This is a genomic window from Arthrobacter sp. U41 (genome assembly GCF_007679325.1).
GTDB lineage: Bacteria > Actinomycetota > Actinomycetes > Actinomycetales > Micrococcaceae > Arthrobacter.
In genome coordinates, this window is the sequence record NZ_VEGI01000004.1 from 102,289 (window position 1) to 126,177 (window position 23,889).

Genomic DNA, 23,889 nt, shown 5'->3' on the forward strand with positions numbered 1-23,889 from the left:
CTATGGGGAGTCCGCCGACGGCGGTCCTCTATGGGGAGTCCCCCGACGGCGCGGCGCTGCCGGTCGGCGCATCGGCCGGGCGCAGGGACGTGATCATTTTCCGGACGTCCTGGTACTCCGGCGTCGACGCGTACAGCTTGGCCTTCTCCAGATACGGCAGCTTGGGGTCGCCGGGCGTTGTGTTGCTCTCCGGGTTGTAGGTGCCGCCGAAGAACGCGCCGCTCGGCGGCCAGAGGAACAGGTGGAACATGGGGCACGCCAGCTCGCCGGGCTCCTCGGGGATCATGGTGATGCCGTAGGCGGCGATAGTGGATTGCGTGGACACCGGGTCCGGGTCGTCGCCCCGGGACTCGAACACGTAGCGGGGCACGCCGCCGTCGGCGCCTCCTCCCTCGGCGAGGGCCACCATCGGCTCCGAATCGTAGACCTCGTAAGGGGTCTTCCCGACGCACTCCGCGCCGGTGACAATGTTGGTCCGCAGGCCGGCCATCGTTTTCCCGTCAGCGTTGAGCACGTCCACGAACTCTCCGCCCAGCGCCCCGCCGGGGTCCTTGACCGTCCAGCCCGCGGGGTAGTCGAACGACAGTCCCCCGTCCGTCGTCGTAAACGTCTTCCAGCCGGACGACGGCGTCCCCTCCTCGGACGGCGACCCGGACGGCGTCGTGGGTGACGGTGCTGTGGTGCTGCTTGGCGTCTGACTTGCGGGAGGAGCTGGTTCCGGCACCAGGCCGCAGGACGCCAGCAGAAAGGCCGCCCCGATGGCGCCAACAGTGGCGCCCCAGGCGGCGCCGGGGCGTCCGGCCGGTTTCCTCACATCCCTACTTTCCGGCCGGCCGCAGTGACATGATGGCCTGCTTGACGTCTTTGTACTCGGTGGTGTCCATGTACACCTCGGGGGTGTCCACGTTCTTGGGAGCGCCCGGGGTGGTGTCGAACGGGTCATAGACGCCGCTGAACATGGCGCGGTTGGGCGGCCAGGTGAAGTAGTGGGAGATGGGACAGGCCTTGTCCCCAACGGCTTCCGGTTCGGAGGTGATGCCGTAGCCCAGGGTCAAAGACTTCGACGGATCGCTCGACGCCGGGTCAGTCCGCCCCTCGTACACGAACCTGGGGGTCACCCCGTCCTGGGCCAGCGCCGGGACCGGCTCGGTGTCGTACACCATAAAGGGGAGCGTCTCCGGGCACTCGGCGCCGGCGACCATGCCGGTCCGCAGGGTGGCCATCGTCTTGCCGTAGTCACTCACCAGGGCCACAAACACACCGCCTTCTGCCGGCGGCCCGGCCGGGTCCACGATGGTCCACGCCTCCGGGTAGTCGAACGCGAGCGTGCCGTCCGACGTCGTGAACGTCTTCCAGCCAGCCGGGACCGTGACGGAAGGTGAAACGGGCGTCGAGGGCGGGGCGCTGGCAGCGGCGCTGGTGGCCGGGGGGCTGGTGGACGGGGCTGCCGACGGTGTCCCGCAACCCGCGAGGACGGCTGCCGCGCAAACAGCGGAAATGACTGTGGCCAACGATGCGGCTGGGCGCATGACACCCTCCCTGGAAATATTCAGTGATTGGACCATTCTGGGGGGTTTCAGCGGGGAAACTAGGGCCTTTGGGCCCTAAGTGTCCCGGCGTGCGGATCGTGGCTTCACCGATACTTCCGGCCGTGATGCTTCCCACGTTGAGTGCCTCCTGATTTCAGTTGGCCGCGGAAGCTTGCTAGAGCTTAAGTAATGCAAGACGTCCTCGATCCCGCCATGCCCTTCCTGATTCCCATCCTCGCGGTCGCGCTCGCCGTGGCCGGCGGCCTCCTCGCCTCCTGGCTGGTGCGCCGGGTGGTGCTCCGCCTCAACCGCAAGCAGGAAGCGCTCCGCGAGACCTCCCGGGTGGCACGGCTGCCGCTGCGCCTGGCCCTCTGCCTGATCGGCGTGCGGATCGCCCTGGGCCTCACCACCGAGGACGCCGAGTGGCGCCGCAACCTGGACCACGCGCTGCAGATCGCGCTGATCGGATCGCTCGCCTGGCTGGCCATCGCCGTGCTGCTCATCATCGAGACCTTGGTGCTCACCCGCTACCGGGTGGACGTGGCGGACAACCGCCGGGCCCGCAGGCTCCGCACGCAGGTGATCCTGGCCCGGCGGATCGGTGTCGCCCTGATCGCCATCGTGGCGCTCGGCGTCGCCATGCTGACGTTCCCCGCGATCCAGGCCCTCGGCGCCGGCTTGCTGGCCTCCGCCGGCGTGATCTCGATCGTGGCCGGCCTCGCCGCGCAGACCTCCCTGGTGAACGTTTTCGCCGGCATCCAGCTCGCCTTCACGGACGCGATCCGTGTGGACGACGTAGTGGTGGTGCAGAAGGAATGGGGCCGGATCGAGGAGATCACCCTGACCTACGTGGTGGTCCACATCTGGGACGACCGCCGGCTGATCCTGCCCTCCACGTACTTCACCACCACCCCGTTCGAAAACTGGACACGGCGGCAGTCCGAAGTCATGGGCACGGTGGAGTTCGACCTCGACTGGCGCGCCCCGGTGGAAGACATGCGCGCCGAGCTCAAGAGGGTTCTGGCCACCACCGAACTCTGGGACGAGCGGGTGGGCATCCTGCAGATCACCGACGCGACCGCCGGCTTCGTCCGGGTCCGGATCCTGGTCAGCGCCGCGGACAGCGCCCAGCTCTTTGACCTGCGCTGCCTCATCCGCGAGGAGCTGGTGCTCTTCCTGCAGCAGGAACACCCGACGGCGCTCCCCCACGTCCGGCTCGAATCGCTCGGCGCCGTTTCGCTGGGGGCCGGAACGCCCGGGGCCTCCAATACGGCGGGTCCGGCCCGCACCCCCGGTCCTTCCGCGTCGAAGCGGCCCGGCAAGGTCTCCGCGGCGGCCGAGCCCGGCCGGCACCCGGCCGATCCCCACGACTCCCAGCTGTTCACGGGCTCCATCGAGGCGATCCAGCGCTCCAAGGCGTTCACCGGCCCCGGCGAGGAAGTATTCGAAGAGCGGGACAAGAGCATCGCCGCGCAGAACTGACGCGCTGTGGGCGGCGCCGCCGTCGTCGTCGTCGTCGTCCGACACTGTCCGGCACTGTCCGGTGCCGCCCGGCGTCGTCCGGCGTCGTCCACATAGCGCCGAAGGGGTCTTCCCTGCCCGCGGGAACTGTTCAATAATCAGACGTTGGTGAGTCAGCGCCGGTGCTGACCGCCGAGCCTGCTGGACCAGCTGAGGAGACCCGATGACGGTAGAACAGCCCACTGAAGCATCCGCTGAGGCTCCTGCCCGCGATTGGTTCCAGAGCGCCGTCGTCTATCAGATCTATCCGCGCAGCTTTGCCGATTCCAACGGGGACGGCATCGGGGACCTGCGCGGCGTCATCAGCAAGCTGGACTACCTGCACCGGCTGGGCGTCGACGTCGTCTGGCTATCCCCGATCTACACGTCCCCGCAGGACGACAACGGCTACGACATCAGCGACTACCGCAACGTGGACCCGATCTTCGGCACCCTCGAGGACCTGCGGGAACTGACGGACGGGCTTCACGCCCGGGGCATGAAGCTGGTGATGGACCTGGTGGTCAACCACACCTCGGACGAGCACCCCTGGTTTATCGAATCACGGTCCTCGAAGGACAACCCCAAGCGGGACTGGTACTGGTGGCGGCCGCCGCGCGAGGATACCGGCGGCGCCGCCGGGGGCCCGGGTGCGGCGCCCAACAACTGGGGGTCGGCGTTCTCCGGCCCGGCGTGGGAGTTCGACCAGGCCACCGGCGAGTACTACCTCCACATCTTCTCCAGGAAGCAGCCGGACCTGAACTGGGAAAACCCGCAGGTCCGGGCGGCGGTCTACGAGATGATGAACTGGTGGCTGGACCGGGGCGTGGACGGCTTCCGGATGGACGTCATCAATTTCATCTCCAAGGACACCGCGCTGCCGGACGGGCCCATCGCCGCCGGCAAGCTCTACGGCGACGGCACCCCGTTCTACATCGGCGGCCCGCGGATCCACGAGTTCCTGCAGGAGATGCACCGGGAGGTCTTCGCCGGACGCACCGGGCCGCTGCTCACCGTCGGCGAAATGCCCGGTGTCACCGTGGACGAAGCCGTCCTGTTCACTGATCCCGCGCGGGCGGAGGTGGACATGGTCTTCCAGTTCGAGCACGTGGCCCTGGACCAGGAGGACGGCAACAAGTGGCGGCCCAAGAAACTCAAACTCACCGATCTCAAGAGGTCCCTGGGGCACTGGCAGACCGGGCTGGCGGAGCGCGGCTGGAACAGCCTGTACTGGGGCAACCACGATCAAGCCCGGGCTGTGTCCCGCTTTGGCGACGACGGCCGGTACCGTGAGCTCTCCGCAAAAATGCTCGCCGGGATCCTGCACCTGCACCGCGGCACGCCCTACGTCTACCAGGGCGAGGAACTCGGCATGACCAACATGACCTTCGGTGCGATCAGCGACTACCGCGACATCGAGGTCCTCAACCACCACCGCGAAGCCACCACCCATCTGGGCCACACCGATGCCGATGTACTCGCCGCGCTGGCGCCGCTCAACCGCGACAACGCCCGCACCCCGGTCCAGTGGGACGCCTCCCGGCACGCCGGCTTCACCACCGGTTCGCCCTGGATCGCGGTCAACCCGAATGCCAACCACATCAACGCCGCCGCGCAGGTGGACGACCCGGACTCCGTGTACAGCTTCTACCGGAAAGTGATCGCGCTGCGGCACGCCGAGCCCGTGGTCTCGCACGGAGATTTCACCATGCTCCTGCCGCGGGACGAGCACGTCTACGCTTTCGTCCGCTCGATTCCGGGCACGCAGTTGCTGGTGCTGGGCAACTTCTCCGGGCAGGACCAGGAGGTGACGCTCGACGACGCCGACGTTCCGGTCGCGTGGGGCAGCGCGGAGCTGGTCCTGGGCAACTATCCTGCCGAGCCCGCGGTGCCCCGCCTGCATCTCCGTCCGTGGGAGCTGAAGGTCTTCCGCGCCGGGGCAGCCCGGTCTGACGGGTAGCCCGTTGGCCGAACATTCCGGAAATTCTGCGATCCAACACGAGTGAGGGAGCCTGGCATGACCATTCCGCCGCCGCACGAACCTGATCCGTTTCCGCCGGAACCCGGGCCCACCACCCCTGAGCCGCAGCCCGGGGATCCCTTCCCGCCGGAACCGGGTCCGGTCACTCCCCCGCCGCCGATTCCGGAGCCTGGTCCTTCGCCAACGCCCGGCCCGTTCCCCACGCCCGGACCGCTGCCGATCCCCGACCCCGGCCCGGTCCCGCCGCGGCCGGACCCGACGCGGTTCTAGCGGCGACCAAGGCCTCCTGCACCCGCGTTCACGATGCGCTAAGCCGCCTGCGCTACGCATAAGACCCCTCGACACCCGAATTCGGGTGTCCAGGGGTCTTATGCGTGTCGGCCGGAAGAGCGCGCGTCGGCGGGGCGAACCCGCGTCGGCGGGAAGGATGCGCGTCGCCGGGGCGAAAGCGCGTCGGCGGCGCGTTCCCTGGAGGGCTTGGGGGCGCCGCCCTACGCGAAGACGATGTCGCGGGTCCGGTGGTCGTAGTGGATGACCAGCTGGCCGCCGCCGTGGTGCACCTCGTGGTTGGCGCCGTCGAACGCACCAAAGGCACCAAAGTTCTCGTCCCAGGAGCGGTTGAGCGCGATCTTAAAGCTGTAGGTGCCGGCAGGAAGATCCGCCGCGAGCTTCCAGAGCTGGTCAACGACGTCCAGTTCCATCTGGGATTCGTCGTACTCCGGCGCCCAGTTGGCCGGTGCGCCCAGCAGGACGTTGAAGTCTCCTGCCACGGCAACCGCTTCCGGCTGCTCGATGGTCTCGACGCTGACGGCCGGCGTTTCCGTGGCGTCAGGAGTTGCAGCGGCTGGTGCCTCAGCGGCGGGAGCTTTGTCGGCTGACTTGCGCTTGCGGACCGCTTTGGCCACCGGAGCAACCGCCTCTTCGACCAGCTTGGCAGCCTTGTCGGCGACCTTCCCGGCAACCTTGGCAGCCTTCGGCGCGGTCTTTGAAGGCTTCTCCGCCGCCGTCGCGGCCGGCTTTACGGCGGGCGCCGCCGGCAGCGGGGTGTCGGCGGGAACGGGAGTTCCGGCGTCGAGCGCTGCGGCGAAAGCGGCAGGGTCAGCGAACGCCACGGTGGCGCGCTGGCCGTCCTCCGTGATGGTCCAACCCGAACGTCCCTTGACCAGCCAGCCGGCCTTGACCAGCTTCGCGGTGGCCGTGGTGAGCGTCTTGTGGCCGCGAGGAATTCCGCCGCTCAGCAGCTCGCGCTCGAATTCGTTGAGCGGAACGCGTGCGATGGCCTCGCCCAGCACTGCTCCGGCGTTCAGCTTCTGGTCGGTCCACACCCCCTCGGCCAGAACGTCCAGTACGGCCTTCAGTCGAAGGGTGGTGTTTTCGGCAGTGTTCGCGCCCATGGGTCTCCTCTAGAAGCAATTGATCCACCTGTATTTTGCCAAGGTTGGATGCGTTTCCGCGAGTAGAAACTGTTAACTCTGTGTGTCGTGACCCACTATTACACCCCATTCCGGCGGGCGCGGGGGCCCCAGACAGGGATACTCGTGAGTAGTTTCTTGATCGTCGCGGAAAACCCGGCCCCGGGGCGCCAGAGACTGCTGCTAGAACTTGGGGACCAGAACGGGGGTGTTCTTCTTGTACGCCTCGTAATCCTCCTGGCCGCCCCACTTGCTGTCGGACTTTTTCTCAAGAAGCGGCACGCCGCTGACCTTGGTCAACAGCAAGGTGACAAAAACCGGTGAGATCAAAGCCACCCGCTGCCACCCCTCCAGCGCCGGGAGGGCGACGATTGCCACACCGATCCAGAGCAGGATCTCGCCAAAGTAGTTCGGGTGGCGGGACTTGGCCCACAGCCCCGTCGAAATGAATTTGCCCTTGTTGGCGGGGTCGGAGTTGAACCGGGCCTTCTGCTGGTCGGCCACCACTTCGATGCCGAAGCCGACGGCCCACATCAGGAAACCGACCAGCGCGATCCAGTCCAGTGCCACCCTTGTGGCCGAAGTAATGGCCACCCATGCCGCGGCTGCGGTGAACACCACCCACAGTCCCTGGATGGTCCACACGTTGAGGAACCGGATAAAGGAGGGCTTGATCTCGTCAAAGCGGTCATCTTTGCCGGCCTTGCTGATGCGCCGGAACAGGAACGTGCCAAGCCTCAGCGTCCAGGCGAGCACCATGGCGGCCAGCAGCAGCGCCCGGGCGTCGATTCCCGGGGTGAGCAAAACCAGCAGCAGTGTGATGGCGGTGTAGGTCAGGGTGCCGGTCAGGTCATAGAACTTCTCGGTCTGGGCCATGAAGGACGGGATGAACACCAGCCACTGAATGACGAACGCGGCCCCGACGGCCATCGCGAAGACGGGGATCCCGCCCAGGGTGGCCCCGCCCTGGCTGCCGGCGACGGCGACGAGTGCTCCGAGCAACACCACCACGGGGAGGGCGATGAGCGCCTTGCGGTCTGTTTCCTTCATCAGGAAGTTCCTTTCACACACGGAGCCGGCCCAGGCTGGCACAACCCAAGAGGTACCGCCGAACATCAACGTTTTTGGCAATCCTAGTAGATGATCAAATAAGATTGAATAATAGACTATCTAACAAGACTGGAAATTGTCGGAATCCGGAGCCGAAGGAGGCACCATGACCGCCTCGCCGCAGCACCCGGCCGCGTTGGCCCTGCAGGGACTGTTCTCACTCGCCAACGAGACCGAGCGTGAAGTCGCCCGGAGACTCGGGCTAAACCTCACCGATTACCGTGCCCTGTCGACGCTCGCCCAGTCGGGACCGGTCACGGTGGGCAAGCTCGCCGAGGATCTGGGAGCGACGCCGGCTACCGCCACCGCGATTGTGAGCCGGATGGAAGCCCGCGGCTACATGGCACGGCACCGGGACACCGAGGACCGCCGCCAGGTCCAGGTGAGCGTCACCCCGGAAGCCAGCCGCGAAATCATGGACCTGATGCGGCCCCTGATGACCGCAACCAATGAGCACCTCAAGTCCTTGCCCGCGGCGCACCAGAGCGTCGTCGCGGACTTCCTCGACGTCGCCCAGCACCTGATGCGGGACCACCTGCACACACTTTCGGAGAAGGACCCCCGATGAAAGAATCTTCCTCCCCGCTGCTGGCTGACGCGTCCGGCTACAGGAACGCGACCGGGCTGCTTATGGACCGGTACCGGACCTCTCCGGAACACATTGCTTTCGAGGTCAGGGCGTCGAACGCCGCGATCACGGATCCCTGGCGCCAAGTGACCACCGGGCAGTTCGTCGACGAGGTCAGGGCCCTCGCCAAGGGCTTCATCGCCGCCGGCCTACAGCCCGGCGAATCACTCGCCATCATGTCCCCCACCCGATACGAGTGGACGCTGGCGGACATGGCAGCGTGGTTCGCCGGCGCCGTCGTCGTTCCTATCTACGAGACGTCGGCCGCGCCCCAGGTGACTGCCATCCTCGCCGACGCTGAGGTGCGTCTGGCGATTGCCGGCACCGCTGAGCATGCCCTCCTGCTGGAGCAGGGTTTCGAGCAGGCCGGGATCCGCGCCCTGGGAGTCTGGACCATGGACGCCCGCCCCGGAGCGGACCTGGCCAGCCTCGTACTCCGCGGCGCCGGGGTCTCGGACAGCGACGTCGAGGAGCGGCGCCTGCTCGCTGACCTCGACGCGGTGGCAACCATCGTCTACACCTCCGGCACCACCGCCGCGCCCAAAGGCGCCCTCATCACGCACGGCAACTTCGTGGGCCAGGTGCTCAACGTGGCCGCCGCGTACACAGGCGTGGTCCGCGAGGACGGCAACACCATCATTTTCCTTCCGATGGCCCATGTGCTGGCCCGCGGACTGCAGCTGACCTGCCTGGCCAACGGCATGCGCATCGCCCACCTGTCCGACCCCCGGGACGTGGTGCCCGCCCTCGGCGTCCTGAAGCCCACCTTCCTCGTGGTGGTCCCCCGCGTACTGCAGAAGATCCAGGCGTCCGCCGCAGCTGCCGCGGCGAAGAAGCGCCTCGGCCCGGTCTGGGCGTCGGCGCAGCGCACCGCGGTGGCGTGGGGCCGGTTCGCCGAAATGCGCGACGCCGATCCCGCGGCCAAAGCGGCGCCGGGCCTGCGCGTGAGGCATGCTGTGTTCGATCGCCTCTTCTACGCCCGGCTCCGGACGCTGATGGGCGGCCGTCTGGACTATTTGCTCTCCGGCGCGGCCGCGCTCGACGCCGAGCTCTCCCTCTTTTTCCGCGGCCTGGGCCTTCCGGTCATCGAGGGCTACGGCCTCACCGAAACGACCGCCCCGCTGACCGGGAACATGCCCGGCTCGATCCGGGCCGGGTCGGTGGGTGTCCCGATGCCGGGAACAACCCTGCGCATCTCGGAGCGGGGCGAGGTGCTGGCCCGCGGCGTGGGGGTCTTTGCCGGCTACCGCAGACCGGCCGACAACGCTGACGCGTTCGTGGACGGGTTCTTCCGCACCGGCGACCTCGGCGAGCTCGATGAGCAGGGACGGCTCACGCTCAAGGGCCGGATCAAGGACGTCATCGTCACCGCCGGCGGCAAGACCGTGTCCCCCGCCATCTGGGAAGGCTACGTGGAGGGCGACCCGCTCGTGGCGCATGCCGTCATGGTGGGAGAAGGCAAACCATTCCTGGGCGGGCTGGTGCTGCTGGACCCCGAATCAGTCGCGGTCTGGGCAGAGCGCGAGGGCATCGCCGATCTGGCCGGCCTGCGCATCCCGGACGACGGCGGCGCCGTCCAGATCGACGACGCGCGGCTCCTCACAGCGATCGGCAAGGCCGTCAGCGCCGCCAACGCCAAGATCGCGCGGTCCGAGCAGGTGCGCCGTTTCGTGCTGCTGCTCACCGATCTCAGCGAGGCCAACGGCATTGTGACCCCCACGATGAAACTCAAACGCGGCGCCTTCACCGAACGCACGCGCCATATCGTCGAAACCCTCTACACCGACCCAAGGAGCCAAGCATGAACGTCCAGGTCAGAAGGTGGCTGATTTCCTACGCCGTCGCCGCCGTGATCTTCGCCGCCGTCGACGTCGTCTGGATCGGCACCGTGGCGAACAACCAGTACGAAAGCCAGATCGGTGACCTGCTGGCACCCAGCGTCAACCTCGCGGGCGCCGTGGCCTTCTACCTTGTATATGTCGTGGGGATCGTGCATTACGGCATCCGGCCCAGCCACCGGAATGCCACCATGCGGGAGCGGGTGACGGGCGCCGCCCTGTTCGGCTTCTTCACCTACGCCACGTGGGCTTTGACCGCCCTCGCCGTCCTGAAGGACTTCCCCGTCGTTGTGGCCTTGACCGATATCGCCTGGGGCGTGGCGGTGTGCAGCATTGTCACGTGGCTCACGGCCACCCTGCTGCGGCGTATGTTCGCGCGGGCCGGCACCTTGAAATAACGCCCGCGTTGGTGTGGGCGTTACTCCCCGGAGCTCCACTCAGCGCCGGTCTCGGCCATGTACGCGGCCACGGCGGCATCGATGGTGCGGAAGAAGTGCCGCGGATCGATTTGGCCTGTCAGTTCGTAGCGTTCGATCTTTTCCCGGACGCCGTGCTTGAGCTCCGCGAACACCAGGGACGTGCCCTGCGCGTTCAGCTCGACGTCCAGCTCGAGGAGCACGTCCGAGGCCGTGGTGTCCACGTCCGTGATGGGTTCGGCCGCGATGACGATCCACCGCGGTTTGGGTTCCGTCCGGGCTAGCCGCCGGATGTTTTCGCGGAACGGCCGCACGTTGGCGAAGAACAGCGGCGCGTCGAACCGGTAGATCACCAGGCCGGGCAGGTGCTTCGCGTCCGGGTGAAAGTGCACGTCGTGGAACCCTTCGACGCCGGGCACCCGCCCGATCACCGTCTCGTAGGGCCACCAGGCCCGGCGGAAGATGTTGAGAACGGATAATCCCACCGCGATGGCGATGCCGGGCAGGACGCCCAGGAGCGTGACGCCGAGGAAGGCCGCGATGGAAAGGTTGAATTCCGTCTTGCGCTGACGCCAGAGCCGCACGGTGCCGGGGATGTCGGCGAGGGATATTGACGCGGTGATCACAATGGCCGCCAGCGCCGGCTGGGGCAGGTTCCGGAACAGCCCCGGCAGCAGCAACAGCATCAGCAGGATCAGCACGGCACCCGTCACGCCCGTGAGCTGGGTCTTCGAACCGGAACGTTCCGCGACCGCGGTCCGGGAGCCGCTGGTGCTTACGGGGAAGCCCTGGAACAGTCCCGCGGCCAGGTTCGCGGCGCCGATGCCGATCATTTCCTGGTTGCCCCGGATCTCCTGGCCCGTTCGGGCGGCGAACGACGACGCCGTCGAGATCGTGTCCGTCAAGGACACCAGCGCAATCCCGAGCGCACCGGCGAACATCAGGGCGAAGTCCGAGAACTCCAGGTACGGGATGGTGAACGGAGGGAAGCCTTGCGGCAGCTCCCCCACGAGTGAGACACCGCGGTCCGCAAGTCCGAAGAGCGACGTCGCTGCGATCGCGAGAACCACCATAACCAGCACCGACGGGACCTTGGGCAGCCACCGTTGCAGGGCGAGGATCAGCACAATCCCGGAGATCCCGACGGCGGCCGCGGCTGTCACCGCCTCGCCCCCGGCCAGCCCTTGGAAGAAGCCGACGAGGTCTCCGATGAAGCCCTCGGCGCTCACCGAGAAGCCGAAGAGCTTCGGGAGCTGGCCGACAAGGATAGTGATGGCGAGCCCGTTCATGTAGCCGATCATTGTGGGCTTGGAGATGAGGTCCGCGATGAAGCCAAGTTTCGCGACGGATGCCAGGACCATGATGACGCCGACCATCAGCGCGAGCATCGACGCGAGGACCACCGCTTTCTGCGGGTCGCCGTCGGAGGCCACGAGCGGCAGGACCGTCGCCGCGATCATCGGTCCGAGGGACGAGTCCGGCCCCAGCACCAGGATGCGGGACGGGCCGAAAACCGCGTACGCGAGCAGGCACAGGACAGTGGTGTACAGCCCGGTAATCGGGGGCAGTCCCGCCAGCTCCGCGTAGGCCATGCCCTGGGGCACCAGCAAGGTCGACAAGACAATGCCGGCGACTATGTCCTTGCCGAACCAGCTCTTTTGGTAGGTCGCGGCGACGTCGAATCCGGGCATCAGCTGACGCAGCCGGCCCTTCCGCCGCTGTGGGATCTCGGTCATAGGGGCACTCTGCCGGGCGTTGGCTTCCCGTGCATCCTCCGCCGAGGGTGAACCGGATCAGCCGGGCGCCGCTGCACGCTGCCGGGCCGTCACCCTTGTCTCGATAGGTGAAATATGTTTCACTTATTGGACGGAGGGGAGTATCCCCTGAATGTACCGTCGTCAGTACGGCCGCCCCTGAGCGGCCCGGCGGGACAGGTCCCCCTCGGACCGGGAAAGACCTCCAGTTGGTTGAACTGACTGGAAACGGGTGTTCCCTGATGAATGTTCCTCTCTGGGCCTGGTTGGCCGTTGTTGCTTTTATTGTTTTGATGCTGGCCGTTGACCTGTTTGCGCACCGCAAAGCGCACGTCATCCGCGTCCGGGAAGCCGCGGTATGGTCCGCCGTCTGGGTCGCTTTCGGCCTTGGCTTTGGCGCTTTGATCTGGCGGATCTACGGCGCGGAGTTTGGCCAGCAATACTTCGCCGGATACCTGATCGAAAAATCCCTTGCCGTAGACAACGTGTTTATCTGGGCAATCATCTTCACGTACTTCGCGGTGCCGCGCGAATACCAGCACCGGGTGCTGTTTTTCGGCGTCCTGGGCGCACTGGTCTTCCGCGGCATCTTTATCGCGGCCGGTTCCGCCATCATCGCCAGCGCCGGATGGGTGCTGTACATCTTCGCGGCGTTCCTGCTCATCACCGGCTACCGGATGATCCGCCACCGCAACGAAATGCTTGACCCGGAAAAGTCCCGGGCCCTGAAACTCTTCCGCCAGCGCGTGCCCATGACAGACGACTTCCACGGCCAGCGATTCCTGATCCGCAAAAACGGCGTCCTGCTCGCCACCCCGCTGCTCGCAGTGCTGGTCCTCATCGAGGTCACCGACATCATCTTCGCTGTCGACTCCATCCCGGCAATCTTCGCCGTCACCGACGAGGTGTTCCTGGTCTTCACCGCCAACGCCTTCGCCATCCTGGGCCTGCGCGCCATGTACTTCCTGCTCGCTGACCTGATCCACCGCTTCATCTACCTCAAGATCGGACTCGCGCTTGTCCTGATCTGGGTGGGCATCAAAATGCTCCTCAAGATCGACATCTACTACATCCCCACCCCGGTGTCCCTGGCGGTCATCGCCACCATCCTTGGGGTGTCCATCGGCGTCAGCCTATGGGCCACCCGCGGACAGGGCCGCAAGGAACCGGCGGGCCCGGCGCACTCCCCGTTCGGGACCGCGTCGGCCGAGGAGATCGCCGCTCTGGAACCGCTGTGGCGCGGGCGCCGCGACAAGCAAGCGTCGCCGTCGTCGTCGAAACGTCAGTAAGGACCAACCATGCCAGACTCCCCGGTACCGGAAAAGGATCCGGAAGCCGCCCCACCACCGGTACCCCGCCGTCCCGCATGGACCTTCCTCACGAACCACGGGCACGTTCTTCTTTCGGTGGCCGCCGACCCTCAAGCCCGCATTACCGACATCGCCGCGAGGGTCGGCATCACTCCACGCTCAACGCTCCAGATCCTCAAGGATCTGGAGGACGGAGGATACCTTCACCGGGTCCGGGCAGGACGGCGGACCCGCTACGCCATTGAACCCCACCGTCACTTCCGTCACCCCGCCACCGCAAACCAGGAAATCGACGGCCTGATCGGCCTCTTCTCAGGCCCTGCGCCTTCGCCCGAAGTACCGCCACCCAAGGAGGTGCCGTAGCCCCCGCGTTGACCTATCAGTTCTTGCTCCCATCGGCCGGTTTTGGCAACCTGAACTGATAGGTCAACCGGGGAAATCCGGGCAAGTGCGGCGTGGGAAGTTAGTGCCCGGACGCGGCCAGATCGGCCAGGAGTTCGGCCTTGCGCTCGTCGCTCGCAAACGAGGAGCGGATCGAGTTCGCCGCCATCCGGACGCAGTCGAACTCGGACAGGCCGATCACCGATTTCAGCTGCGCGAAGTTGTCGTCCACGTAGCCGCCGAAATACGCGGGGTCGTCCGAGTTCACGCTCACGTTCAGCCCGGCGGCGAGCATGGCCGGCAGGGGGTGTTCCTTCAGGGTGTCCACGGCCCGGAGCCGGACGTTGGACAGCGGGCAGACGGTCAGCGGCGTGAGCTGGTGCACCAGCCGCTCCACCAGCTCGGGATCCTCCATGCAACGGATGCCGTGATCAATCCGCTCCGCCTCCAGGAGATCCAGCGCGTCAATGATGTACGACGGCGGGCCCTCCTCGCCGGCGTGCGCGATCCGGCGCAGCCCGGCGTCCTTGGCCCGGGCGAACAACCGCTGGAACTTGGCGGGCGGGTTGCCCACCTCGGCCGAGTCGAGCCCGATGCCCGCGATCGGCGCATCCATGGCCAGCAGCTGTTCCAGCACCTCCAGGGCGGAGTCCTCGGACAGGTCCCGCAGGAAGGCGGCAATTAGCAGGGTGGAGATACCGAATTCCTGCTCCGACCCAGCCAGCACCGATGCCACGCCGTTCACACATGTCTCCAGGGCAACTCCGCGGGACACGTGGGCCTGGGGATCCAGCATGATCTCGGCATGCCGCACCCCGGCGAGCGCAGCCCGGGACAGGTACGCCCGGGTCATGTCCGCGAAGTCCTGCTCGGTCTGCAGCACGGCCATGTTGGCGTAGTACAGGTCCAGGAACGACTGCAGGTCGGTGAACTCATAGCGGGAGCGCAGCTCGGCCAGGTCCGCGTAAGGCAGCCGGATCCCGTTGCGCTCCGCCAGGGCGAAGATCAGCTCGGGCTCCAGGGTGCCCTCGATGTGGAGGTGGAGTTCCGCGACCGGCAGCGGACCGTGCACTTCCTCGGGAACCTCGGCGAATTCGGGTACCACGGGGGTGGCGGGTGCTGGGCTGTCCTGTGCTGGACTTTCCGGGCCAGCGCCCCCGGTGGCAGCGACGCCGTCGTTAGTTTCCATTCGGTAAGGATATGCCCGTAGGTGTCCGGCGCGGATAGAGTCGATGGAATGCACAGTGATCAGCATGCTTCCGATGTGTCCGGCCCGGCCATTCCAGGGCTGGATTCCAGCCACTCCACCGACGGCTTTGTCCGGGTGCGCGGCGCCCGGGAGAATAACCTGCGGAACGTGGACGTGGACGTGCCCCGCGACGCGATCGTCGCGTTCACCGGGGTCTCCGGCTCCGGCAAGTCCTCGCTGGCCTTCGGCACCATCTACGCCGAGGCCCAACGCCGCTACTTCGAGTCCGTGGCGCCCTACGCCCGGCGGCTGATCCAGCAGGGCCACAACCCCAAAGTGGAAATGATTACCGGGCTGCCGCCCGCCGTCGCGCTCCAACAGCGCCGTGGCACCCCCAGCTCCCGCTCCACCGTCGGCACCGTGACCACGCTCTCCAACTCGCTGCGGATGCTCTTCTCCCGCGCCGGCAGCTACCCGGACGGCGCCAGCCAACTCGACTCGGACGCGTTCTCGCCCAACACCGCCGCCGGCGCGTGCCCGGAGTGCCACGGCCTCGGCATCGCCCACACCGTCACCGAGTCCTCGCTGGTCCCGGACACCTCCCTCAGCATCCGCGACGGCGCGATCGCCGCCTGGCCCGGCGCCTGGCAGGGCAAAAACCTGCGCGACATCCTCACCCACCTGGGCCACGACGTCGATACCCCCTGGCGCAAACTGCCCAAAAAGCACCGCGACTGGATCCTCTTCACCGAGGAACAGCCCGTAGTGGAGGTGACGCCGCAGCGCGACCGGGTGGCCAAGCCTTACAAGGGGCGCTTCTGGAGCGCCAAGAGCTACGTGCTGCACACCCTGGCCGACTCCAAGAGCACCACCATGCGTGACCGGGTGCTGCGCTTTATGGAAACCGGCCCGTGCCCGGTCTGCAGCGGCAGCGGACTGACCCCGGCTGCCCTAGCCGTGACGTTCGCCGGCCGCACCATCGCGGAGCTCAACGCCTTGCCCATGAGCGAACTGGCCGGGATCCTCCGCCCCACCGCGGAACTCACGGAGGCAGGCACGGCCTCCCGCAAGCAGACCTCCGGCGAGGGCAACGAAGTAGCCGTCGCCATCACGCGGGACCTGCTGCAGCGCGTCACTGTGCTGCTGGATCTGGGCCTGGGCTACCTCGCCCTGGGCCGGTCCACCCCCACCCTCTCCCCCGGCGAAATGCAGCGGCTCCGGATCGCCACCCAGCTCCGGTCCGGCCTCTTCGGGGTGATCTACGTGCTGGACGAGCCCTCCGCCGGCCTGCACCCGGCTGACGCCGAGCCCCTCCTGGCGGTGCTGGACCAGCTCAAGTCCTCCGGCAACTCCGTATTTGTGGTGGAACACAACATGGACATCGTCCGCCACGCCGACTGGCTGGTGGATGTGGGCCCGCGCGCCGGGGAAGGCGGCGGCGAGGTGCTCTACAGCGGCCCGGTTGCCGGGCTCGCCGAAGTGGATGAGTCCGTGACCCGCCCGTTCCTGTTCCCGGACGGGTCAGGAACCGCCGACGGCTCCGGAACCGCGGACGACGGCGGCACTCACCGCCGCGGCGCGGCCGGCGGTGGTTCCTCCGCAGCAGGCGGTACCCCTACCCGCCGGGACGCTGCCGGCTGGCTGGAGCTGCGCGACATCAGCCGGCACAACCTGCAGGGACTCGACGCCGACTTCCCGCTCGGCGTCCTGACCGCAGTCACCGGTGTCTCCGGCTCCGGCAAGTCGACCCTGGTCAGCCAGGTCCTCGCCGAGGTGGTGGGCGCCCGGCTGCACCCTGAAGCCGACGCCGCGGCGCAAGCCACGGATGACCTGGAGACCGCCGAGGCCGCGGCCGCCGCGCCGCTCAGCGTGGGCCCGGTCTCCGGCCTGGACCAGCTGGACCGGCTGGTCAAGGTGGACCAGAAGCCCATCGGCCGCACCCCGCGGTCCAACCTGGCCACGTACACCGGGCTGTTCGACGCCGTCCGCAAGGAATTCGCGGCCACGGACGAGGCCCGGGCCCGCGGATTCGGCGCAGGACGCTTTTCCTTCAACGTCGCGGGCGGCCGCTGCGAGACCTGCCAGGGCGAGGGCTTCGTCGCCGTCGAACTGCTGTTCCTGCCCGGCAGCTACGGCCCCTGCCCGGAATGCCACGGCTCGCGCTACAACCCGGAAACCCTCGAGGTCACCTACCGCGGCAAGAATGTAGCGGAGGTCCTCGGCATGACGGTCAACGCCGCCGCCGAGTTCCTGGACGAAGTCCCCGCCGCCGCCCGAAGCCTGCAGACCCTGCGCGAGGTGGGACTGGGCTACCTCCGGCTGGGCCAGCCCGCCACGGAACTCTCCGGCGGCGAGGCCCAGCGCATCAAGCTCGCCACAGAACTGCAGCGTGCCCAGCGCGGGCATTCGCTGTACCTGCTGGACGAGCCCACCACGGGACTGCACCCGGCCGACGTCGAACTTCTGATGGCGCAGCTGCACCGGCTGGTGGACGCCGGCAACACCGTGATTGTGGTGGAACACGAGATGGATGTGGTGGCCGCAGCAGACTGGGTGATCGACCTAGGCCCGGCCGGCGGCGACGCCGGCGGCAAGATCATCGCGGTGGGAACGCCGGACGTCGTCGCGCGTTCCAAAAAGAGCCGGACGGCCCCGTACCTCGCCGCAGTACTGGGCGGCTGACGGGGTGGTCTGACGCAAGGGTCAGGCGCCCCTGAAGATGGCCGACCCATTTTAGAGGGGAACTTGCGGAAAATAACGTCTTGATAACGGCGCCGGCCTGACTTAGCCTTGTGGACATGCCCGAAGACCGGGCATGAATGCCCGGTGCTGCCACCACCAGATACTGCCCGACCGGTAGACACCGTAATGACCTCTATTGTCAGGGGCGGGCAGTAGTGCGCCAACGTCCGGGGACGGACCGAGCACCGGTGGCCCTCAGGAGCATCACTCCCATGAAAAAATCAACCTACATCACTGCCGCGCGCCGCGGCGCCACTCTTGCGGCCGTCTCGATCGCCGGGGTCGCACTTTCCGCTTCAGCTGCCAACGCAGCTGTCCCCAGCACCGCAGCCCCCGCCTCCACCTGGGATTCCCTGGCCCAGTGCGAAAGCGGCGGCAACTGGGGCATCAACACAGGAAACGGTTACTCGGGCGGGCTGCAGTTCAGTCCGAGCACCTGGGCCGCCTACGGCGGAACGGGGTCGGCGGCCAATGCCAGCCGGGAGCAGCAGATCGCCGTTGCCGAAAAGGTGCAGGCCGGCCAGGGCTGGGGAGCGTGGCCTGCCTGCGCCGCCAAGCTGGGCCTCACTGGCGGCGCAGTAGCTCCGCAGAGCACGTCACTTGCACCCGCCTCAGTTCCGGCGCCTGCCCAGGCACCGGCCCAGGCGGCTGTCCAGGCGCCCGTCCGGACCGCTGCGCCCGCGGTAGCGGCTCCCGCCGCGCGCCACCTGGCGGCGGTTCCCTTGAGTGGCGAGAGCTACACGATCCAGAGCGGCGACACCTTGAGCAAGGTCGCCGAGAAGCTCGACATCGCCGGAGGCTGGCAGCTGCTGGCCGACGCCAACACGGCCACCATCAGCGATCCTGATGTGGTGTTCCCGGGCCAGGTGCTGCAGCTGCCGGCCTAGCCTGGTCCGCTCTGACCGCAACCCGCAAGGCGCTTAAAGTACGACGCCGGAGCGTTCCCTATCAGGGGACCCTCCGGCGTCGTGGTTTAGTTTGTGCTGGCTCCTGCGGATCAGGGTGGGCCGGCCTGGCGGCTAGGCAGCCATCGGAATTTCGCGGACGATCCGCACTTTCCAGGCGGTGTCGTCGCTGGTGTCCAACAGGGCCACCGTGCCCATGGCGAGGTGCAGGGCCACCCGCTTGGCGGCGAGCAGTTCGAGATAAAGACTCTCGTTCATGCGGGCCGGGGCGTCGATGACGTACTTCACGGCGTCGCGGACCTTGCGGTAGTTGTCGCTCTTTTCGCGGTGGAGGTGCAGTTCCAGCATGCGCCGCTGTTTGATCTTCGGCTCGTGCCGGTTCAGCCACGACACCGCAGCATGGACCGCCACCACGACGGTCAACGAAATGACGTAGATCTCCCAGCCGCTTGAAAGCAGGAACAGGGGAAGGTTGGCGATGGCCACCACCGCGATGAACAGCCTGAGCGCCAGCAGCCGCCGCATGGTCAGCGCCACGGAGGCCAGCGCCGTCCGGAAGCCGTGCTGCTCCTTGCGGGCCGCCGCAGGATCGATCGTGAACTCTTCCAGGACCAGGATTCCATGCGCTTCAGGGCTCAGCATTTGCCCGTATTTGGGCAATGGCGCGGCCGCAGGCGGCGCCGCAGGTGCAGTTACTAAATTCGTCGACATTGGCGTGCCCTCCGCGGCGCAGGGATGGTTTGTGCTAGTTTACGCGCCGACCAAGGGGGCTGTCTGTTCCCTTCCGAAATGTGAACACGCTCACCCGCGGCCGCCCGCAATTGGTGCATTGGCTCCGTGGCCTCAAACTGGAGAGATGCAGACTTTTCTCCCCTTCCCCGATTTCCAGCAGAGCGCCGCGGCTTTGGACCGCGCACGGCTCGGCAAGCAGCGCGTTGAAGCGCTGCAGACCCTGCGTGCGCTGGTGATCCCGGAGTACGGCTGGCAGTCGCACCCGGCCATCCGGATGTGGATGGGGTACGTTCCCGCGCTGACCCTCTACGGCCTGACCATGGTGGACGAGTGGACGGCCCGCGGCGGCGAGGACACCACACGCGAGAAGATCATGGAATTCGCACCCCAGGCGGCCCACCCGGACTATGCCGCCAAGATCCCGATGCCGCCGTGGCTTGGCGCCCCCGAACTGCACCTCAGCCACCGCTCCCGGCTGATCGCCAAGGACCCGCGGTTCTACACGGAGCTGTTCCCGGACACGGAGCCTGACCTGGAATACGTCTGGCCCGAGCCCAAGCATGAACTGGTACCGGAGGACCCGTCCGGGGACCGCATGTGGGTGTTGCGCCTCCCGCTCGGTGACACAGAGCCGGAAAAGCTGGACACCGTCAGCCTGCCCCTCGTGGGCAAGGCCAAGGCCGCCGCGGCTGCCAGCGACGACGATTACCAGTTCGTGTACGCCGATTCCGGTTCCCGCCGTCCCAAGGTGCGCAAACTCCCGCCGAAGCAGCTCGTCAAGAAGCCCACCCGCAAGCGCCAGCAGCAGGAAGAGGCGTTCAACACGCTTCCCGGCAACTCGACCGTCGCCATTCCGTTCGACGGCGGCGCGTCCTTCGCCGTCGGCAAGGTCCTGGGCCGTCCGATCACCGTGGAGGGCCGCTTCGCGCGCAACTTCAAGGTGGACGAAATTCTGGCCCGCTCGGCCTTTGACTACCCGGCGCTGCTGCAGGATCCGCGGGTCTTCTTCCCGATCCCGGCGCGGTAGCCCGCGAGTCCGACGCCGGGCCGGGTCCGACGCCGGGCGGGGTCCGACGCCGGGCCGCCGATAATGGCAGACTTGCCGTTATGACTCTACTTATGGCCGGTTGCGGCGATCTGGGCACTGAAGCCGGGCTGCGTTTCGCCGCGGCGGGCCACCGCGTGGTGGGCTGGCGGCGGTCGCCGGAGAAACTGCCCGCCGCCATCGAAGGCGCAACGGCTGACCTGAGCTCGGGCGAACTGCCGCCTGTCCCGGCGGACACCACCGCCGTCGTCGTCGCGGTTGCGGCGGATTCCCCCACCGAAGATGCGTACCGTGCCGCGTATGTGGACGGGCTTTCCAACGTGCTCGACGCCGTCGTGCGCTCGGGTGCCCCCGTCCGGCGGGTGCTCTTTGTCTCCTCCACCGCCGTCTACGGTGACGCCGGCGGGGACTGGATTGATGAAACCACCACGCCGGAGCCCGGCGGGTTCTCCGGCCGCATCATCCGCGAGGCGGAGGATCTGCTTATCAGCCGGCTGGACGGCACCGGGATCACCCCGGTGGTGCTGCGGCTCGGCGGCATCTACGGCCCGGGCCGGACCCGGTTGATTGACCAGGTGCGCGGCGGCTCCGCGGTCATTCCGGCGGAGCCGCGCTTCACCAACCGCATCCACCGGGACGACGCCGCCGCCGCGATCGTCCACCTGTGCACCATGGACCCTGTCCCGGCACCGGTGTATCTGGGCGTGGACAACGAGCCGGCCGAGATGGGTGAGGTGCTTAGTTTCCTGGCCGCCGAGCTGGGACTTCCCCAGCCGCCGTCGGGCGCCTCTGAAGGGGGCGGGCAGAGCGGCGAGCCGTCCCGCGGCGGCAATAAACGCTGCAGCAACGCACTCCTGCGGAGCACCGGATTCGAGTTCACCTACCCAAGCTTCCGGGAGGGATACCGGGACATTCTCGCCGGAGTGGGCGTACGGTACCCCTAAGGATGCACCGCTCCCGTCACCGCGCAGCTCCGAATGAGGAGGACTATGGAACTTCCGGAGATTATTGAAGCCGCCGGCCGCTACATGGATCTGGCCGGTGTGGCCGTGATGGTGATCGGCGCCGTGGTGTCCATCCCTCTGGCGTTGCGCGGATTCCGGCCGCGGGGCCAGCCTGCGGGTTCCGAACCGCTCTCCGTCTACCGTTCCTACCGGCAACTCCTGGGCCGCTCCATCCTGCTCGGGCTGGAACTGCTCGTGGCGGCGGACATCATCAGGACGGTGGCCGTCGCACCCACGTACGAAAGCGTGGGCGTGCTCGCCATTATTGTGCTGATCCGGACGTTCCTGAGCTTCTCCCTCGAACTCGAAATCACCGGCCGCTGGCCTTGGCAGAAGGAGCCCGACGGCGGCCCCTCCGCGGCTTCGCCCGCGGTGCGGCGGACCCTCTGATGGGTCTTGACCCTTGGCCCGGCGCCCCCGAACTTCCGGCCCCGGTCATCATGGATCAGGAGTGGACGGATGCGGTGTTTCTGCATTGGCGGATCCCTGATGCGGTGGCGGCCCCGTTTATGCCTCCCGGTGTGGCTCCGGACAACTTCGACGGCTCCGCGTGGGTGGGGCTGATCGGCTTCCGTATGCAGGGCGCCGGCCTGGGCAGGGGGCCCGGGATTCCGTACTTCGGGAGCTTCACCGAGATCAACGTCCGCCTCTACTCCCGCGAGCCGGACGGCACCCGGGGTGTGGTTTTCCTCAGCCTGGATGCGACGCGGCTGGCCGTGGTGCTGGCTGCTCGGGCGGCCGGGATTCCTTATGTGTGGTCGCGGGCGGGCTTTCGGGGTGCGGGTGCTCTGGATGGTCCGGTGTGCCCATCTGCCGGGTACTGGGTACGGCGGTTTCGCGGCGGCGCGCGGAGCGACTTTGCGGTTGCGGCTGTGCCTGCGCCGGAGCCCGACGCCGAAGCAACCGACCCGCTGTCCGTCCACCTCACTGCCCGGTTCGGTCTGCACACACGTTTCCGGGGCCGGACCCTGTACGTCCCCAACACCCACAGCCCGTGGCCGCTGTACCGGGCGCAGCTGACTCGTTGTGAGGATCAGCTGGTTGCCGCGGCCGGCATCAGCGTCGCGGGTCCGCCCGAATCAGTGCTTTTCTCACCCGGGGTCCGCACCCAGTTTGGCCGGCCGCGGGCGCTTGGAGCGCGAGCCCTGAGTCCCCACGGAGCCTCCTGACGATTGCGGCGCGGTGCATCTCAGTCTGACGAGTTCTCGCGGGATGTGATCCCGAAGCTCGGCGACTGCAGCTCGGTGAAGTTCCCGACGCTGGCGCGCACGGTGCACTGGGGCGTGATCTGCAGGGCCGTCACGGTGAGCCCCGCGCTGTCCACTGCGAGCGCCCCGCCGCAGCCGTCGGAGAACCGTACCCCCTTCTCGCCGCCGCTTACCGCGGCGAGCATCTGCGAGGGCTTGCCCGACGCTGGACTGACATAGAGCGGGTTCAGCTCGTCGGCGCCGCCGGCCCACACTGGCACCAGGGTGATCTTCAGAGGGCTGGGCGTCACGACGCGCGCCGGGGTGCGCACCTCCACTCCCTTCAGGCGCTGCACGGCATAAACCGTGCCCTTGACGTCAGGGTCCTGCGTGGCGGCCGTCGTCGCCTCGGACCCGGCCCGCAGCCACGCGTCGAGTGCATCCTGGTCCGCAGGTGACACCGACACCGTCGCGGTTGCCTGGACTGAGCCTCCCGCCGGGACCTCCAACCCCGAGACCTTCCAGCCGCACCCGACGTCCAGGCCGGTGATCGAGGCCTGATTCCGGCTCACCGAGGCCCCGTCCCACGTGACCGCCGGGCACGTGGAGGTGCAGCCATGTGGACCAAGAGCATTATTGCGGGTGCCCCGGCAGGCCAAGCCGCGGCCGCTTTCGGAGTCAGTGCTGGCGCCAACGGGGTCGTCGGTGCGGGTGCCGGCGCCGCCAGCTACCTTCATCAGAACGGATGGCGTATCAATAGCGGCTGGGACTTTGCTGGCAAGATCGCAGGTGGTGGCTTCGCCGGTGCCGTAGGCGGCCTGGCGGGACCGGCCGGTGGTAGCCTCGCCAGAGGGATGTCATTGTCGTCGACCGGCATGGTTGCCAGGGCCGGAACGATGGCCATCAGTGGCGCTGGTGCGGGAACAGGTTCGATGCTGGAGAACGTCATCGCCGGGGATCCGATTGACCCCGTGAAGGCTGGGGCGACAGGCCTGTTTGGAGCGGGTGCTGCCGCGATACCTGTGGGGCGTATACCGGCGTTCAACCAGACAGGTGTGAGCACGCTAAGGCAGATGCCGTACTTTGCGCGTCGGACTGCGAACGGCATGTTCAACTACAACCAGACGAATACCGTGGGACTGTGGGGAGGCGCCTTTGGAGGCGGCAGTGTCGGCTTCGGTGGCGACCAACTGCAAAGCGCACTCGGATGGTGAGCAAAACAGGCC

22 protein-coding genes are annotated in these 23,889 nt (G+C 67.4%); 14 read left to right on the plus strand and 8 right to left on the minus strand.

Annotated features, from left to right (window positions below):
• Window positions 1-28: 28 nt before the first annotated feature.
• On the minus strand, window positions 29-814 hold the full coding sequence (locus FS787_RS13325) for a hypothetical protein (RefSeq protein ID WP_260982551.1): 786 nt from the start codon (window positions 812-814) through the stop codon (window positions 29-31).
• A gap of 4 nt (window positions 815-818) precedes the next feature.
• On the minus strand, window positions 819-1,529 hold the full coding sequence (locus tag FS787_RS13330) for a hypothetical protein (protein WP_144672956.1): 711 nt from the start codon (window positions 1,527-1,529) through the stop codon (window positions 819-821).
• Window positions 1,530-1,718: 189 nt separating this feature from the next.
• Here FS787_RS13330 and FS787_RS13335 point away from each other — a divergent pair, with 189 nt between their 5' ends.
• Both FS787_RS13335 and FS787_RS13340 read left to right on the plus strand, forming a co-directional pair.
• The gene (locus FS787_RS13335) at window positions 1,719-3,011 is read left to right on the plus strand and encodes a mechanosensitive ion channel family protein (protein WP_186329198.1); all 1,293 of its coding nucleotides are present in this window, start codon (window positions 1,719-1,721) and stop codon (window positions 3,009-3,011) included.
• 202 nt (window positions 3,012-3,213) lie between these two features.
• On the plus strand, window positions 3,214-4,989 hold the full coding sequence (locus FS787_RS13340) for an alpha-glucosidase (RefSeq protein WP_144672958.1): 1,776 nt from the start codon (window positions 3,214-3,216) through the stop codon (window positions 4,987-4,989).
• A 512-nt stretch (window positions 4,990-5,501) separates the two neighbouring features.
• On the opposite strand, the gene FS787_RS13345 is transcribed toward FS787_RS13340, so the two are convergent.
• Together FS787_RS13345 and FS787_RS13350 are read right to left on the minus strand one after the other, a co-directional pair.
• A complete protein-coding gene (locus FS787_RS13345; RefSeq protein ID WP_144672960.1) occupies window positions 5,502-6,404 on the minus strand; it encodes a glycosidase in 903 nt (300 codons plus the stop codon).
• Window positions 6,405-6,605: 201 nt separating this feature from the next.
• Window positions 6,606-7,472, minus strand: a complete 867-nt coding sequence (locus FS787_RS13350; protein ID WP_144672963.1) for a DUF1295 domain-containing protein — start codon at window positions 7,470-7,472, stop codon at window positions 6,606-6,608.
• 166 nt (window positions 7,473-7,638) lie between these two features.
• On the opposite strand from FS787_RS13350, the gene FS787_RS13355 reads away from it, so the two are divergent.
• Genes FS787_RS13355 through FS787_RS13365 form a run of 3 tightly spaced genes read left to right on the plus strand, consistent with a single transcriptional unit; the run spans window position 7,639 to window position 10,396 of the window.
• Window positions 7,639-8,100 (plus strand): MarR family winged helix-turn-helix transcriptional regulator, encoded by a 462-nt coding sequence (locus FS787_RS13355; protein ID WP_144672965.1) that lies wholly within the window; start codon window positions 7,639-7,641, stop codon window positions 8,098-8,100.
• The gene (locus FS787_RS13360; RefSeq protein ID WP_144672967.1) at window positions 8,097-9,965 is read left to right on the plus strand and encodes a long-chain fatty acid--CoA ligase; all 1,869 of its coding nucleotides are present in this window, start codon (window positions 8,097-8,099) and stop codon (window positions 9,963-9,965) included. Before FS787_RS13355 ends, FS787_RS13360 begins: the two co-directional genes overlap by 4 nt.
• A complete protein-coding gene (locus FS787_RS13365) occupies window positions 9,962-10,396 on the plus strand; it encodes a DUF2177 family protein (RefSeq protein WP_144672969.1) in 435 nt (144 codons plus the stop codon). Before FS787_RS13360 ends, FS787_RS13365 begins: the two co-directional genes overlap by 4 nt.
• A gap of 20 nt (window positions 10,397-10,416) precedes the next feature.
• Here FS787_RS13365 and FS787_RS13370 read toward each other — a convergent pair whose 3' ends face one another.
• On the minus strand, window positions 10,417-12,150 hold the full coding sequence (locus FS787_RS13370; protein WP_144672971.1) for a SulP family inorganic anion transporter: 1,734 nt from the start codon (window positions 12,148-12,150) through the stop codon (window positions 10,417-10,419).
• Between the two features lie 260 nt (window positions 12,151-12,410).
• Here FS787_RS13370 and FS787_RS13375 point away from each other — a divergent pair, with 260 nt between their 5' ends.
• Window positions 12,411-13,457, plus strand: a complete 1,047-nt coding sequence (locus FS787_RS13375; protein ID WP_144672973.1) for a TerC family protein — start codon at window positions 12,411-12,413, stop codon at window positions 13,455-13,457.
• 9 nt (window positions 13,458-13,466) lie between these two features.
• Window positions 13,467-13,841 (plus strand): winged helix-turn-helix domain-containing protein, encoded by a 375-nt coding sequence (locus FS787_RS13380; RefSeq protein WP_144672975.1) that lies wholly within the window; start codon window positions 13,467-13,469, stop codon window positions 13,839-13,841.
• A 100-nt stretch (window positions 13,842-13,941) separates the two neighbouring features.
• Here the strand turns inward: FS787_RS13380 and FS787_RS13385 are convergent, their stop codons facing one another.
• A complete protein-coding gene (locus FS787_RS13385) occupies window positions 13,942-15,048 on the minus strand; it encodes an adenosine deaminase (RefSeq protein ID WP_260982552.1) in 1,107 nt (368 codons plus the stop codon).
• 48 nt (window positions 15,049-15,096) lie between these two features.
• Between FS787_RS13385 and FS787_RS13390 the strand changes: the two genes are divergently transcribed.
• Together FS787_RS13390 and FS787_RS13395 are read left to right on the plus strand one after the other, a co-directional pair.
• Window positions 15,097-17,730 carry an excinuclease ABC subunit UvrA gene (locus FS787_RS13390; protein ID WP_144672977.1) on the plus strand — a complete coding sequence of 878 codons (2,634 nt, stop codon included), beginning with the start codon at window positions 15,097-15,099 and terminating at the stop codon, window positions 17,728-17,730.
• 272 nt (window positions 17,731-18,002) lie between these two features.
• Window positions 18,003-18,677 (plus strand): transglycosylase family protein, encoded by a 675-nt coding sequence (locus FS787_RS13395; protein WP_144672979.1) that lies wholly within the window; start codon window positions 18,003-18,005, stop codon window positions 18,675-18,677.
• Between the two features lie 132 nt (window positions 18,678-18,809).
• On the opposite strand, the gene FS787_RS13400 is transcribed toward FS787_RS13395, so the two are convergent.
• A complete protein-coding gene (locus FS787_RS13400) occupies window positions 18,810-19,337 on the minus strand; it encodes a hypothetical protein (protein ID WP_144672981.1) in 528 nt (175 codons plus the stop codon).
• A gap of 214 nt (window positions 19,338-19,551) precedes the next feature.
• Here FS787_RS13400 and FS787_RS13405 point away from each other — a divergent pair, with 214 nt between their 5' ends.
• The 4 genes from FS787_RS13405 to FS787_RS13420 all read left to right on the plus strand — a co-directional run bounded on the left by FS787_RS13405 (window position 19,552) and on the right by FS787_RS13420 (window position 22,645).
• Window positions 19,552-20,454 carry an MSMEG_6728 family protein gene (locus FS787_RS13405; protein WP_144672983.1) on the plus strand — a complete coding sequence of 301 codons (903 nt, stop codon included), beginning with the start codon at window positions 19,552-19,554 and terminating at the stop codon, window positions 20,452-20,454.
• 80 nt (window positions 20,455-20,534) lie between these two features.
• Entirely contained in the window at window positions 20,535-21,416 is an 882-nt protein-coding gene (locus tag FS787_RS13410; protein WP_144672985.1) for an SDR family oxidoreductase, read from the plus strand.
• A gap of 45 nt (window positions 21,417-21,461) precedes the next feature.
• Entirely contained in the window at window positions 21,462-21,866 is a 405-nt protein-coding gene (locus tag FS787_RS13415) for a DUF1622 domain-containing protein (protein ID WP_144672987.1), read from the plus strand.
• A complete protein-coding gene (locus FS787_RS13420; protein WP_144672989.1) occupies window positions 21,866-22,645 on the plus strand; it encodes a YqjF family protein in 780 nt (259 codons plus the stop codon). The genes FS787_RS13415 and FS787_RS13420 overlap by 1 nt, the downstream gene beginning before the upstream one ends.
• Before the next feature lie 20 nt (window positions 22,646-22,665).
• Here the strand turns inward: FS787_RS13420 and FS787_RS13425 are convergent, their stop codons facing one another.
• Window positions 22,666-23,235 carry a hypothetical protein gene (locus FS787_RS13425; RefSeq protein ID WP_260982553.1) on the minus strand — a complete coding sequence of 190 codons (570 nt, stop codon included), beginning with the start codon at window positions 23,233-23,235 and terminating at the stop codon, window positions 22,666-22,668.
• Window positions 23,236-23,280: 45 nt separating this feature from the next.
• On the opposite strand from FS787_RS13425, the gene FS787_RS18010 reads away from it, so the two are divergent.
• A complete protein-coding gene (locus tag FS787_RS18010; RefSeq protein ID WP_186329211.1) occupies window positions 23,281-23,877 on the plus strand; it encodes a hypothetical protein in 597 nt (198 codons plus the stop codon).
• The last annotated feature ends 12 nt before the right edge of the window (window positions 23,878-23,889 follow it).

Coding starts and splice junctions, on each gene's coding strand:
- FS787_RS13365 (WP_144672969.1), top strand. CDS start 9,962: ATGAACGTCCAGGTCAGAAGGTGGCTGATTTCCTACGCCGTCGCCGCC.
- FS787_RS13390 (WP_144672977.1), top strand. CDS start 15,097: ATGCACAGTGATCAGCATGCTTCCGATGTGTCCGGCCCGGCCATTCCA.
- FS787_RS13335 (WP_186329198.1), top strand. CDS start 1,719: ATGCAAGACGTCCTCGATCCCGCCATGCCCTTCCTGATTCCCATCCTC.
- FS787_RS13330 (WP_144672956.1), bottom strand. CDS start 1,529: ATGCGCCCAGCCGCATCGTTGGCCACAGTCATTTCCGCTGTTTGCGCG.
- FS787_RS13375 (WP_144672973.1), top strand. CDS start 12,411: ATGAATGTTCCTCTCTGGGCCTGGTTGGCCGTTGTTGCTTTTATTGTT.
- FS787_RS13410 (WP_144672985.1), top strand. CDS start 20,535: ATGACTCTACTTATGGCCGGTTGCGGCGATCTGGGCACTGAAGCCGGG.
- FS787_RS13355 (WP_144672965.1), top strand. CDS start 7,639: ATGACCGCCTCGCCGCAGCACCCGGCCGCGTTGGCCCTGCAGGGACTG.
- FS787_RS13380 (WP_144672975.1), top strand. CDS start 13,467: ATGCCAGACTCCCCGGTACCGGAAAAGGATCCGGAAGCCGCCCCACCA.
- FS787_RS13360 (WP_144672967.1), top strand. CDS start 8,097: ATGAAAGAATCTTCCTCCCCGCTGCTGGCTGACGCGTCCGGCTACAGG.
- FS787_RS13340 (WP_144672958.1), top strand. CDS start 3,214: ATGACGGTAGAACAGCCCACTGAAGCATCCGCTGAGGCTCCTGCCCGC.
- FS787_RS13345 (WP_144672960.1), bottom strand. CDS start 6,404: ATGGGCGCGAACACTGCCGAAAACACCACCCTTCGACTGAAGGCCGTA.
- FS787_RS13405 (WP_144672983.1), top strand. CDS start 19,552: ATGCAGACTTTTCTCCCCTTCCCCGATTTCCAGCAGAGCGCCGCGGCT.
- FS787_RS13420 (WP_144672989.1), top strand. CDS start 21,866: ATGGGTCTTGACCCTTGGCCCGGCGCCCCCGAACTTCCGGCCCCGGTC.
- FS787_RS18010 (WP_186329211.1), top strand. CDS start 23,281: ATGTGGACCAAGAGCATTATTGCGGGTGCCCCGGCAGGCCAAGCCGCG.
- FS787_RS13415 (WP_144672987.1), top strand. CDS start 21,462: ATGGAACTTCCGGAGATTATTGAAGCCGCCGGCCGCTACATGGATCTG.
- FS787_RS13400 (WP_144672981.1), bottom strand. CDS start 19,337: ATGCTGAGCCCTGAAGCGCATGGAATCCTGGTCCTGGAAGAGTTCACG.
- FS787_RS13350 (WP_144672963.1), bottom strand. CDS start 7,472: ATGAAGGAAACAGACCGCAAGGCGCTCATCGCCCTCCCCGTGGTGGTG.
- FS787_RS13370 (WP_144672971.1), bottom strand. CDS start 12,150: ATGACCGAGATCCCACAGCGGCGGAAGGGCCGGCTGCGTCAGCTGATG.
- FS787_RS13385 (WP_260982552.1), bottom strand. CDS start 15,048: ATGGAAACTAACGACGGCGTCGCTGCCACCGGGGGCGCTGGCCCGGAA.
- FS787_RS13395 (WP_144672979.1), top strand. CDS start 18,003: ATGAAAAAATCAACCTACATCACTGCCGCGCGCCGCGGCGCCACTCTT.